Here is a 12839-nt window from a genome sequence, read left to right as displayed (position 1 = left end):
CGCTCCGGTGCGGCTTAGCCGGCAAGCTGCTTCCACAACGTGATGTGGCGGTCGGTGAGCCCGAAATTCCGCCCCTCCTCGATGAAGACCTTCGGCAGGTCGACGTTCGCGGCGGGATCGGCGAGGCGGTCGCGGAGCTTGCGGAATGCCGTCACATCGGCGCGCGCGACCGCGAGCATGCTCGCCCACAGTGCGGGGTCGAGACGGCGGTCGGCAAGCGCGACGATCTGCACCGCGGCGATGCGCGCCGCCTCGTTGCCGCCGATCAATGCATCGGCGTTGACGGCCGCCTTGATGCCGGCCGCGTCGGCACCGCGCGCGCGGGCGAGCCGTTCGAGTGTCAGCTCGGCACCGAGGTCGGTGCTTTGGGCCGCTTCGGTCCTGAGTCGGTCGATGGTGGTATTGGCGGTGTCGAGCTGGGTGCCCAGGGTGTCGGCGCGGCTGCGCAGGTCGGTGATCTCGGCACTGCTGGCGTTGGCCGCGGCCTGCAGCGCCGCGATGCGTCCAAGGGCGTCGGCGAGCGAACCCGTCGCGGCGGCTTCGCGGGCGAGGCTCGCATCGAGCTTCGTGCGGGCTTCGGCGCTTTCCGTGCGGGTCGTCTCGAGCGTCGTGCGTGTCGCGTCGAGTTCGGCCTTAAGTTTCGCAAGTTCTTCGCGCGCGGCGCTCAGGTCCGTGTCGTTGGTGCCGAGCGCGCCGCCCGCCGCATCGAGCTTTGCCTGCGCGTCCTTCAGCTCGGTTTCGAGCCTGGTGATACGCAACTGCGCCTCGTTGAGTTGCGTCGTCCGCGTCGCGATATCCTGCTCCAGAGCGAGCGACTTCGCGCGCTCGGCGTCCAGCGCCGCGCTCAGTTCGTCAAAACGCTTCTTGAGGTCTTCGTCGAGCACCGGGCTCGCGGTGCGCAGCCGTTCGATCTCGGCGCGGGCGGCTTCGAGGTCGGCCTTCAGTTCGTCGATGCGCTTGCTCGAAGCCTCCAGCGCGTTGGCGAGTATGCTCGCGTTGCGATCGTCCGAGCGCAGGCTTTCGACCTCCTCCTGCGCGGCGGCGAGGGCGAGCTTGAGCCGCTCGATCTCCGCCAGCGCATCGGCAAGACGCTGGTCGCCACCCAGCGCGACGGCCTTTTCGAGCTCGGTGATGCGCACTTTCTGTCGCGCGCTTTCGGAAGCGAGCGTGGCGCGCGCCTCCTCGGCAGCGTCGGCGGCTTCGAGGGCGGCATCGAGCTGTTCTTCCAGCTGCGCCGCATCGGGCGGCAGCGCGGCGCCTGGCGCCGGCAGCGTCATGCCGAGCGCGAGCACGACGGCACTGACGCCGGTCTCCGCGGTGCGCGGCGGGCGGCGCACGAACATCAGCTCGTCCGGATTGAGGTCAGCCCAGATCGCGCGCCACACGTCGGCATCGGTGTCAATGCGGTGGATCGGGGGCAGCGGACGGATGCGCAGCGCGAGGCGGTCGAGACGCGCGAGGCGCCCGAGTCCTCGCGGCACGAGCTCGGCTGGCGCTGCGAGCTGGCGCGCTCGCAGCGCGAAGGCGGTGTCGCTCATCGGCGCCAGCACCATGATGTCGCAGTCGGCGTCGCGTTCGAGGTCGATCGGCGCGAGGTGGGCCGAGTCCGCGAGTACCGCGGCGAGCTCATTGCGGCGCACCGGCGCGATGCTGACTTCGAAATCCTGCGGAAAGAACTGCTGTCGCCCGCCGACCGGATCGATCGAGTCTTGCGGGATCGCACCCCACGGCGGAAGCACGCGGAAGTACTGGCTTGCGGCGAAGGCCCCGCGCAGGCCCGAGCTCTGGCGCGCGGCGAGCACGGCCTGCATCAGTTCATGGTAGTGCGTGGCGAGGTCCTGCTGAACGGCGTTCGGCGTGTTGAGCGCACGTTGCGGACGGCGCAGGAGGCCGCGGTCGAGCCACAGGATGCGGCTGCGTTCGACCGCGATCAGGCCCAGTGCGACGGCGTCATCCGAAGGCAGCGCGAGTCGGTCGCCACCGGAGAGGAGTTCCCGCGCGAGTGTGGCGCGCACCGCAATCTCGTCCTGGCGCGGCAGCGGCAGGGGCAGCGGCATCAGGCGCAGCTCGACGCCTTCGGCCCAGGCGGCGACGTGCGGTGTGCGTCGCGTGGCCAGATCCTGGGGGAAGGCTTCGGCGACGCCATCGACAACGGTCGCATGGCTCAGCGCCAGCGCATACAGGCCGCGTGCGTAGCTGCGGACACGTCCGTTGTTGAGCGTCGCGATGAGCCCGAGGTTAAGGAGATCGATCGTCAGCGGCTGGCCGTTCAGCTGCAGCACGCGGCCCGATGGCGCGATCGCGATGCCGGGTTCGACCTGCAGGATGTGGGCGGCCTGCAGGCTGATGTCGAGTCCGCGCACGATACCGGCGCCGAAGACCTGACCGAGTTCGAGCATGCGCTCGTCGAGGTAGATCTGGTCGCGGTTGAGATCGGCCGCCTTCAGGAGCTGCCCGTCGAAGTAGTTCGTGCGAGACAGCAGCGGATCGATGCTGGAGATGCGTTCGCCTGCCACGTTCGTCGTGCCCAGCCGGAGTGGAGTAAAGCGGATATTGGCCATGGCGGCTCCTTACGCGCGGATCATCCGGGCGAGCGCGGCGGCATTGAACAGGAAGGGGCGCGCGAGGTTGTCGACCTCGATGCGGCGCGGATTGACGACGAGGCCTGGCTCGGGCGCCGGGGGCGTCAGGCGGATCGCGATCCGTGCGAGCAGCGTGCGTGCGAGCTGCGCGGGATCGGTCAGGAAGGCCTGGCGTGCGACGAGTGACTGGTTGTCGTCGCCGAGCGAATGCAGCAGCCGTGCGCCGAGTTCCAGTTGGGTGCGTGCGGCGCCGGCCGCGGCCACGACCTGCGCGCGTTCGCGCTCGCCGAGCCTCGCCTCGATCTCGGCGTAAGGCCTTATCCGCGCATGGGCGGCGAAGAGGTGCTCTTCGGCGGGGACGTCGTCGGGGCGTTCGGCGACGAGTTCGAAGAGCACGCAGTCCGCGACACGGCTGGGCTGGACCGGGTCGGTGCCGGCGTTGACCTCGCTCGCGAGCACAGGCTGCAGGCCGCTATTGCAGTCCTGATAGCGCATCGTGACCTTGAGCCACAGCAGGTTGTCAGGTTCCGCATAGCCGTCGCGAATCAGCGCGCCCCACAATGCCTCGTCCTCGTGCTGCGCAGTGAGCCAGGCGCCGAGATCGACGCAGTAGGGTTCTGGGACGCTGATCTCGCGGCCGAGGCCGTCGACGCCGACGCCGGGACTCACGACCAGGCGCACGCGCACTTCGTCGGTGTCGTTGCCGGGATCCTCCGCGCGCAGGCTCACGCGAAGACCCGCCACGGTGCCCGCGCCGTGCAGCCAGTAGCCGTGGCGCGTTGCGCGGCGGCGGTGGTAGTCCTGCTCGGCGCGCGTCGCCTCCAGCCCGAGCAACATGCCGGGCTCGTAGCTCACGCGTTTCAGCGCCTCCTCGAACCGCCCGTCACCGGCGAGGCTTGCGTCACAGTTGTCGTCGGGCTCGCTCATGCCCTTCTCCTTGGTTGTCCCTTGGTTGTCCCTTACGGCGCGTCACTGGCGGTCCCGTCGATCGGCACGGCGTGCTCGGGATCGAGGGCGACCGGGTTGTGCAGCAGGTCGCCACGTCCGAGACGGGTGCGGTCGAGCACGACGCGTTCCGGCGGCGGCTGGGTTTCCAGCCAGGTGTCGATGCCGAGCAGTGGCGACAGGCCCAGCACGAAGGGGTGGTCGCTCGTGCGGATCGCCCATTGCACGGTCGCCGGTACGAGGGACGGCATCGCGTCGCGTACGACGGCGGCGAGGTGTTTCGCGGGGCCGTGCAGGATCACGGTCATGCGCCGCGCGGCTTCGTCAAAGAAGCGGTCGACGATGGCGGTCTCTCCGGTGGATTCGGCGACTTCCGGCGCGAAGAGCGCAAGGAATTCGCGCGCCTGGCTGTCAGACAGGATCAGGCTGGCGCCGACGATGCTGTTGCCGGAGAGACCCGTGCCGAGCGTCAGCGGATGGTCGCGGTCGTCCATGTCGATGCCGAGGATCGTCGCCATCGTGCGGCGAAGCCGGAAATGTTCGACCGGAATCACCGCTCCGCGCGCGACCGCGCCATCGGTCAGGATGTCGAGCGCGAGCAGGAACCCGCGGTAGCTGCCGTGCGCCTGCTGCATCGCTCCTTGGGAGGCGAGCCAGCGACGACGGCGCGGCTCCGGCCAGTGGCGTGGCAGCGTCGTTCCGAGCATGCCGGCGAGCCAGGGCAGACGTTCGACTGGCGTCGCGGCCGGGTCGAGCAGGATCTCGGAGACGGCGATGCGGTCTTCGAGCGGGGTCAGCAGGCCCTCGAAACTCGCGAGCAGGCGTTCGCGGAAATCGGCGCCGTTGGCGGAGATCGGCTCGGCACCTTCCTGCGGCAGCGGGCGTTCCTGCTGCTGGAAGTGGTCCGGCAGGTAGTGCGTCTGCCACGAGAAGCGCGGATACCACACGCGCAACGCAAAGATCGCCGGGCTGTGGCGGCCGTCGCCGTGCATCGTGATCCGCAGTCGCAGGTAACGCCCGCGCACCTCGCGCACCGCGCCGTTGCTGCGCTGGATCAGGAGTTCGTACAGGCCCGCGTGGCCCGCATGGTCCTCGCCTGCCGGCGCGCGTCCCGGCGTAAAGGCGAGTTCCGAGACCCGTAACGTGAGTACCGGCTGCGGCTGGGCGATCCACTCGTCGGGCAGATGGTCATGGTCGTCGCCGGCCTGCAAGGCAATGTCGAGGCGGCAGCCGGGCGGGATGCAGGCGTCGAGGCAGATGCGGTCCCACAGCGTATCGGGCATTGCCGAATCGAGGATCTCTGTGAGCGTGACCGTGCCGACGGTCGCGAAATGCGCCTGCGCGAGCCGATACAGGCGAATCGGCCCGTCGGCGGTGAGTGTGCGGGGATGGCCGTCGCGATGACTGACAAAGCGTACTGCAGCGGGAATGGCGGCTTCCGAGCGGCGCGGCCAGCGTTCGGCGACGAGTTCGGCCGCATCTTCGTCCGCGCCGGCGTCCCCTGCCCTTTCCGGTAACGAGATCAGCGCGCAGTCGCGCCGCAGGCCGCGCGACTGCCCCTCTTCGAAGGGCATCAGCAGCAGGTAACGGCCATCGCCCGTGGCGGCGATGTCGGTCGCGAGGGGCAGGCCGTCCGGCAGGCGATGCACCCGAAACCCCTCCTCCGCGCCGGCGGCGAGCGGGCGGCTGAAGACCTGCATGCGCGGCGCGTCGGCCGTACTGTCGGGCCGTTCAGCGAGCACGACGAGACGCTCGGCGTCAGCAGCCAAGCCGATCACCCCGCCGTGCGGCGGCAGTGCAATGTCCCACAGCAGGCGCAGCGGGTCGGGGTTCACCTGCAGCGGTTCGAAGCGTTCGGGGCGACCGACGTAGGGCTGGGGCAGCGGCGCGCCGACGGCGAGTCCCAGACGCGTTTCGCCCAGCAGCCACACGCGGTCCGCGCCCGTCGTCGACTCCACCCAGGCGCGCTGGGCGGCGAAGGTGAGCGTGCAATGCGTCTGCCAGCGGCGGCGCAGATGCACGGCAGTCAGGCCATTCTGCACCCCGCCGTCGGTCCAGGGCAGCGCAACCAGGCCGCTGCCGCCCAGATTCAGGTCCGTAAAGCGGCCCGCGGGCGCGTCGACCGGATCGAGCACCAGCGCCTCGAGGTCCGGCGCGCCGGTCTCGGCGTCGTCGAGCGCGGCGAGCACCGCCTGCCAGGCGGCCGGCGGCCAGGTCAGGGTGCATTCGAAACGCGTACCGTCGTCTGACAGGCGTCCGAGCTGGCCGTGGTCGTCGAGTACGAAGGGGGTGGCCGCGGCGAGCAGTTCGCGCGCGCGGGCGGGCGGCATCGTCGGCAGGCGCGGCGTATCCTGGCGGGTCAGCGTGAAGGCGCGCTGCTCGACGTCCCAGCTGCATTCCCGGCTCGCGTTGCGGAAGTCCGACGCACCGTCGAGGAGCAGGAAGCGAGTGCCGTTGCTGTTCATGGCCGGGGGCGTCAGCACAAATCCGGGATCACCGGAACGGGCACGGCGCGGGTGCCTGCGTCGTCTTCGGGCGGGCGGCCCGGCCCGAAGCCGCGCGGCGGCGGCGGCCGGTCCTCGCCCGGCCGCACGGCGACCGCCATCAGCTCGGGCAACTGGTAGTCCAGCAGTGGCAGTGCCTGCGCACCGGTGAGTTCCAACCAGACGGTCGGGTTCTGCTGCTGGTCCTGGTAGAAAAGGCGCAACGCGTTGACCGCCTCGACGCCCTCGACGCGACCCGCCTGCGTGCGCAGCTCGTTGATCTCGACGGCGCGACCGCGCGGCCAGCCGGCACCGCGCGGGCCGCCCGGTGGCAGCGCCCACAGGTAGCGAAGCAGCGAACGCTCGACGTCCGCATGCACCTGCTGCTCGGTCGCCGGATCGACGACTTCGAGCGACACCGCGACAGCGACCGGCACGAACTGCGGCGACAGCACATAGAGCTCCGTGCCAAGCATGCAGCGGGCCGACAGGTAGTCATACACATCGGCCAGGAGCCCCGCGTTCGGGCGCGGCGCTGCGGCGAGCATTTGCGGCGCGGGCGGCATCACGAACACGGCGACAACACCTGGCACGTTGCGGCGCACGGCCGTCAGGCTCGCCCCGGGGAAGAAGCCGGCGACCGCCTCGGCGCGTGCGACCGGATTGATCGGGTTGTCGCGTGCGAGCACGGCGAAGTCGTCGGCGGTGACGGCGCGGTCGCGGTGGCTCAGGAAGGCCGGGATGCGGCGCGCGGCCTGTTCGAGCGTCTCGCCGTCGACACCGCCGCGCGTCGGCCATTCGTGACGCAGCGCGAGGCGGTCGCTGCGGCCGTGGAGCTCCTTGATACTGTCGGCCGGCAGGTTGCCCGCCGAGCCTCCGCCATACCGATAGAAGGCCGCACGGATACGGGCGTTGGCAGGCGGGCGCTTGCCGCGGATGCCGTCGCCAAAACGCACGCTGCCGCTCGCCGCGTCGACCACGAAAACGGTGTCGTCCGGCCCGCTGCCGGCGAAATGCGCGACCTGCGTCCAAGGCTGAAACTGGCTTAGATGCTCGATATCGACTGCGACGCTCGCCGCGTCGACGTCCGCATGTGCGAGCGGAAAGCTCTGGTCAGGACGGCCGGTGCCGGCGCCGAGCACGATGTCGCGCGCGATGCCCTGCCCGGTCACGTCGACGGCGTTGATGCCGAGGTAGCCCAGGGTCAGCGCCGGCTCGTCGGCGCAGGACAGGCGCAGCCAGAACAGCAGTTGGCCGGGGCGAAGATCCGCGGGCGCTTCCGGTGGCGTCTCCCCCATGCCCGCGAACTGCGGGTCGAGCGCGGTGGCGGCGCGCAGCATCCGCGGGTCGCGCGGCAGGCGCAGGCGTACGACACCGGTGCGGCGCCCGCCCGCCGAGCTGTCGGCAACCACTTCGAGCGGCAGGTACCGCACGTCTTGTGGCGCCGTGTCGGGCTCGGGCCACCACGCGAGCTCCCAGTCGAGCTTGCGCGGCCGCAGGCCGGTCGCTAGCAGGCCTTCGAGCTCGGTCAGCGGTGCCACGCCCACGTTCAGCACGACGCCAGCAAGGTCGCGGCGCACGAGATCGGCCTGGGCGACGAACGCGGGCTTCGCAAGGCACAGTGCGAGGTGGAAGGCCCCGTCGAGCGCGGCAGCGGTGGTCAGCGCGTCATGGCCGGGCACCAGCGTCACCGGCCGGAACGCTGCCGGCTCGACGCCGTACTGCGCTTGCAACTGCGCGAGCGTGATGCCCTCCGCGGCCAGCGCGGCCTCGTCCATCGTGCGCTTCACGACGATGCGCAGTGAAAGCGGCGTCGGCTGGACCTCGCCGGCCGTGGTGAAGCTTGTCGTGCCAGCCTTCAGCAGCGATTCGGTCGCGATCAGCGGCGGCAACGCACGGCCCGTTGCGTCGATGCTGACAATACCCGAGGCGGGCCGTGCCGGGCGCAGCGGAATCTGCAGCAGGTTCAGGAAGGCGAGACGCTGGCGGTCCGGGATCTGGTTCGCGCGGTAGATGATGGTCTCGGTGAGCCACGCGAAGAGATCGACCAGCGCGTGCACCGGGTCTCCGGGGGCGAGCGGTGCCATCTCCGGCACGTGCCGTGCGAGGCGCGCCTGCAGTTCGTTGACGAGTTCGTCGAAACGACGGTCATCGAGGTCCGGAACGGGAAACTGGCTGAAAAGCGTATCGGGCAGCGACATCTTTCAGACTCCCTCAGCCAAGGTCCAGTGCCAGTTCGATCGAGTCCTGCCGGCCGTCGGCGAGCAGCCGGTAGCGCACCGACAGGTTCACGTGGGACAGCCGTTCGCGGTCGGCCACGACGCGCACCTCCTCGATCGTCACGCGCGGCTCCCATCGCGTCAGCGCCCGCAGTGCCGCGTCGGCAATCAATGCGCGCGTCGTCTCGTTGTTGGGGTGGTGGATGAAATTGCGGATGCCGGCGCCGAACTCGGGGCGCATCAAGCGCTCGCCGGGGCGCGTCAGCAGGATGTTGAGCATCACCTCGCGCACGCTCGAATTGCCGCGCCGCCACGCGGGGCGCCCGTCCCCGCCGAGGCCGGGCAGCAGCGGGAAGCTCGTCAGCAGCGATTCCGGTATTGCCATGGTCTATTTCCCTTTCAGCGCCTTCAGGCACAGCCGCGGCAGCGCGAGAAAGACCCACGGCAGCCAGCCGAGAAAGAGGTTCAGCATGTTGATCACGACCATCAGCATCAACATCGCGCACAACGTGATCGCCGGCAGGCTGAAGCTGAAGCTCCAGCACGCGCCCGAGCGGTTGCCGGGACCGTCGCCCTTCATATCGATGCCGGGTGCGATCTTGCGCAGCACGTCGGCAAGCGACTTCGGTGCAAGCATCGCCACACCGCGTGCCGCGCCGCGTTTGAAATCGTCGAGTGAAGGCAGCACGACGGTGGTCGGGCGCTGCGCGTCCGGGTCGAGCGGCGAGGCGACGCGGAACACGCGGCTCGGCGGCCCCCACGTGACGCGCTCGCAGCCACAGTCGTCCTCCCAGCGCACGAAAGGCATGGCCACGAAGCGGTCGCCATCGGTCTGGCCGTAGCGCGGCAGAGGCAGGCCGTCATCGAAGCGCACCTGTGCGCGCGCCGTGCGCAGCACCACAAGGCTGCGCAAGTCCGCGGCCTGCTGCTCGCCGATGAAGAGGCGGTCGACGCGCGAACCGCCTTTGCCGTCAGGCAAGGCCACCGTGCCGGCGACCGCTTCGCGCCGCACGATGCGCGCAAAGAGCTCGACCAGCGCCGGCGTGCTGTGCGTGATCCAGTCGAGCACGGTCTCGCCAAACACCGGCACGAGCTGAGGCAGGGCTTCGTCATCCACGATGCGCCATTCGAGCGTATGGAAGCGCAACTGGCCGAGCAGCGTGCGCAGGCCCGTGTTGTCGGCGTCGCCAGCCTCGTTGACGCGAAATTGCGCAACCAGCGTCTGCAGCAGCTCGACGAACCCCACCGTCGCGATCCCGTTCGCTGTAACCAGGCCGTCCGCGTCTGCCCACGCCCGCGCGTCGCGGCTACCCAGCGGCCACGCGTGTTCAAGGCCGAAATCCGCCACTTCGGCGCCGTTCGCCTGCGGCAAGGGCGCGCCCGGCACCTCCCGGGCGCTGCCACCGAACGGCAGATAGCCCCACAGCAGCGTGCGGTTGCGCTCCGCCCCGCTCGCGTCGCGCACGCGAACCAGCAGCGGGCGCATCGGCACGACTTCCTCGCCCGAATACGGCGGCTCGGGAAAGCGCTGCGGCAAAAGCCCCCGCGCGGTGAGACGCCGCACGTCGTCGGGGTCGTGCCCGGGAATGTTCCCTTCGCACCAGCCGATCGGCTGGCCGCCGGCAATCATCCAGCGCTGGGGCGTTCCGTCGGCAGGCACGCGGCGCACCACAAGCCCCGCCGAGCGGATCTTCTTCGGATCGAAAGCCGTAGCGCCTGGCACGGCGCACTGCACTTCGCAGCACGCGAGGTAGAAGCTGCGGTGCATCGGCAGACGCAGCGCCGGTTCGTTCGTGAAGCGGCCGAAGCGATCGTCGCGGTACCAGGGCTGCGCGGCCGTTCCGACTAGGCGTCCAGCCTGCGCGTCGTTCAGGAAGCGCGCGACGAAGTCCTCATCGAAGTATTGGTGCAGCGTCAGGCCGTCACCGTCGCCGGCGAAGTACGGCGCCACGAGGCGCGGCACGTGGGCGCCCTTCGTGCCGACCGGGTCGATCAAAAGCCGCGCGCGCTGCGGCGTTTCGGCGAGCAGCGCGGTCGGGAGCGTCACCATATGTTCCCGACCCCCGGCGTATAGCTCGACGACACGACCGAGCTGCTGATCAGCGTGTCGCACTGCACGACCCCGGAAAACCTGCTCATCGCAGCCTCGACCTTGACCATCGCGGCGGACACCGATACCTGCGACGCCTCGATCTTCACTTCGCCGCTGGTCGTCACCTTGATGCTGCCCGGGGACATCTCGACTTTCTCCCCGCCCTCCTCGATCGTAATCCTGCCGCCACCCTGGTCGGTGATCGTCAGGCTGTTGCCCGCCGGTGTCTCGAGCTTTACTTTCGGTTCGTTATCGTCGAGCAGCACCTTGATGCCGACGGGGCTTTGCACGAAGTAGCGCTCCTCCACGGGGCGCCCGTCCGCCGGCTGGCTGTCGCTGCCGCTCCATACCGCGCCCAACACGATCGGCAAATCGGGGCTGATGAAGGCGACGACAACCTGTTCGCCTTGCCGCGGCAGCAGGCTCACGCCGTAACCGCTGCCGGCGCTCGGCACCATCACCGCCGCCCAGGTCTCAAGGCCGGTCGCGGGCAGGCGCAGCTTCACGCGGCCGCGATTGCCCGGATCGGCGTTGTCGAGCACGACGCCGAGATGCAATTCCTGGAGGGGGCCTGGGCTGTGGCGTCCGCTCATGGATTCCAGTCCGGCCGTTCCACGCGCAGCCGCGTTTGCAGCCCCTGCGCATTGTCGAAGTGATGCCAGCAATCGGCGACGCGGTAGCGCCCGGCGAGCCGCGGCGACACACCGGCGAGCTCGACCTCGCGCCCGGCGCCGAGCCTGGGCGTGCCGGTGCAGACGATTTCACCGTGCAGGAAGCGCTGCGCATTGAGCTGGAAGGCCCCTCTCGCCAACGATTCGGCCTCGGCCTGCGTGCGCGCAAAGGGGTGCGGGCGCGGCGAGCGGCCGTCCCAGCCTAGCTCGGCGAGCGTCGCGGCGGCAGTGCGCCCGGCCGGCGACGGCGCGAGCGCCGAGTGGCTGCCGCTGGCTGAACTGTCCGCATCGAGGTTGTAGCCGGCGGAAAGCGCTTCGCGCGGCTGACGGTTCAGGTCCGCGACGATACGGATGCGCAGGGCGTTGGCGGCGGGGTCGAGACGCACCGGGTTCGCGTCGGTCTCCTCCGGGCGAGCACGCAGCCGTCCATCCTGCATGCGCAGCGGAATCGCGTGCGGGCCCAACACGCGCAACAGGAAGGCGAGATGGCTCTCGTTGTGCTGCAGCCAGGTCGCCATCCCCGCCTCGACGTTCACGTCGGCCTGCAGTCCTGCACTGCCGGCAATGTCACGCACCACATCAGCGAGCCCCTTGTCCGCGAACACGCGGCTCGCGCGGCTGCGGGCAAGCTTGTGCAGCGCGTCCTCGGCGAGGATGACGAGCTGTGGCGCGCCATCGCCATAGCGCTCCTCGAAGGCCGTGACGTCGCCTGCGAACACCGCGTTGTCGGCGCTTTCGCCAAGGCGGATCTCGATCCGGCTCCCCAGGCGAAGGGCCTGAAAGGCGAAGTCCGGCTGCCCGCCACCGCCCTCACCCGGATGCCAGTTGATCACACGCAATTCCGCACTCGCCATGCCATTGGCCGGCAGATGCACGGACAGCGCGGCAGCCGCCTCGCCGAGCGCCGCATTGTCGCTGCCATCGACCCGCACGCGCGGACGGACGCTGACGAGATTGAGGTCAGTCGATGGCAAGACGCGCCTCCCGCTCACGGGTTACGGAGAGCAGATCGAGCAGGGTTTCACCAGGCTTCCCTTCGGGCGGGCGCGGCTCGGCGCCGGCGGTCTGTGCGGGGTTCGGCTCGGGCCGGACTTCGGCGACAATTTCGTCGATCAGGATGGTCATTGGAAGTCTCCGATCCGGATCATCACGCCGATGGCCGGTGTGAAGCGCGGATTGTCGAGGCGGTTAAGGTCGGCCACCGTGCGCCATTGGCGCGGATCCTGGCCGACCGCCTGGGTCGCGGTCGCCGCGCTCTGGCCTTCGCCGCCAGGCGCGAAGCTCGGGCGCGCGCGCTCGGCGGCCTGCACCGAGGGGTCCAGCGCAAACTGGTAGCGGTCTTCCTTGAAGGTCAGCGCGAGCGTCGCGCGCAGCGGAATGCCTTCGGGCGCGAAGAAGTCGAGCGTTTCGGAGTAGCTCGACAGCATGCCCGTGAACTGGAAGCTGCCCCACTGGAAGCGGCAGCGCTTGGGCGCCTTCGGGCGATTCGATTCGGCGTCCTGCGGCTTCATGAAGCCTTCGGCGATGCGCTTCGTGAGCGTGCGCACGTCGGTGTTCGCGGCCATCGTCTCGCGGTCCGTGCGGATATCGGAGCCCAGCTGCGCCGCGATACTGGTGTCGAAGACGAGCTCCACCGCCAACGTTGATTCGCTCTTGTCGACATATTGCGCCGCCGCCCCACTCTGCCCGCTCCCCCCGCGGTTGTCGGCCTTCAGCGTGTTCGACAGCGTCACGCGCAGCGTCGCGGGGTTGAACTGCACATCGATGTGCTTCGACTCGTCGGTCTCGACCTGGTCGCCGTTCATCGGGATCAACTTCGCGCGGGCAATTTGCATGGCGGGCATCGT

At 69.7% G+C, this 12839-nt stretch carries 10 protein-coding genes; all 10 read right to left on the bottom strand.

Translation table 11 applies throughout. The features are described from left to right. Positions 1-14 precede the first annotated feature (14 nt). The 10 genes from J8I82_RS21375 to J8I82_RS21330 are packed head-to-tail and all read right to left on the bottom strand — an operon-like array spanning position 15 to position 12836. Positions 15-2561, bottom strand: coding sequence for a coiled-coil domain-containing protein (locus J8I82_RS21375; protein WP_209760898.1), 2547 nt, complete (start codon positions 2559-2561; stop codon positions 15-17). Positions 2562-2570: 9 nt separating this feature from the next. After that, positions 2571-3509, bottom strand: a complete 939-nt coding sequence (locus J8I82_RS21370; RefSeq protein ID WP_209760896.1) for a hypothetical protein — start codon at positions 3507-3509, stop codon at positions 2571-2573. Between the two features lie 32 nt (positions 3510-3541). After that, complete coding sequence (locus J8I82_RS21365; RefSeq protein ID WP_209760893.1) at positions 3542-5992, bottom strand: hypothetical protein; 2451 nt, start codon at positions 5990-5992, stop codon at positions 3542-3544. An 11-nt stretch (positions 5993-6003) separates the two neighbouring features. Next, the gene (locus J8I82_RS21360; protein WP_209760891.1) at positions 6004-8211 is read right to left on the bottom strand and encodes a putative baseplate assembly protein; all 2208 of its coding nucleotides are present in this window, start codon (positions 8209-8211) and stop codon (positions 6004-6006) included. 13 nt (positions 8212-8224) lie between these two features. After that, the gene (locus J8I82_RS21355; protein WP_209760889.1) at positions 8225-8614 is read right to left on the bottom strand and encodes a GPW/gp25 family protein; all 390 of its coding nucleotides are present in this window, start codon (positions 8612-8614) and stop codon (positions 8225-8227) included. A 3-nt stretch (positions 8615-8617) separates the two neighbouring features. After that, positions 8618-10279 carry a hypothetical protein gene (locus J8I82_RS21350; protein ID WP_209760887.1) on the bottom strand — a complete coding sequence of 554 codons (1662 nt, stop codon included), beginning with the start codon at positions 10277-10279 and terminating at the stop codon, positions 8618-8620. Then, a complete protein-coding gene (locus J8I82_RS21345; RefSeq protein WP_209760885.1) occupies positions 10273-10914 on the bottom strand; it encodes a phage baseplate assembly protein V in 642 nt (213 codons plus the stop codon). The genes J8I82_RS21350 and J8I82_RS21345 overlap by 7 nt, the downstream gene beginning before the upstream one ends. After that, complete coding sequence (locus J8I82_RS21340) at positions 10911-11966, bottom strand: phage late control D family protein (RefSeq protein WP_209760883.1); 1056 nt, start codon at positions 11964-11966, stop codon at positions 10911-10913. Before J8I82_RS21340 ends, J8I82_RS21345 begins: the two co-directional genes overlap by 4 nt. After that, on the bottom strand, positions 11953-12117 hold the full coding sequence (locus J8I82_RS21335; RefSeq protein ID WP_209760881.1) for a hypothetical protein: 165 nt from the start codon (positions 12115-12117) through the stop codon (positions 11953-11955). Before J8I82_RS21335 ends, J8I82_RS21340 begins: the two co-directional genes overlap by 14 nt. After that, a complete protein-coding gene (locus tag J8I82_RS21330) occupies positions 12114-12836 on the bottom strand; it encodes a CIS tube protein (RefSeq protein WP_209760879.1) in 723 nt (240 codons plus the stop codon). The genes J8I82_RS21335 and J8I82_RS21330 overlap by 4 nt, the downstream gene beginning before the upstream one ends. Positions 12837-12839 lie beyond the last annotated feature (3 nt).

Source organism: Cupriavidus consociatus (assembly GCF_017814975.1).
Taxonomy (GTDB): domain Bacteria; phylum Pseudomonadota; class Gammaproteobacteria; order Burkholderiales; family Burkholderiaceae; genus Cupriavidus; species Cupriavidus consociatus.
The sequence above is the reverse complement of the archived record's forward strand: the minus strand, read 5'-3'. Positions and strand labels throughout refer to the sequence as shown.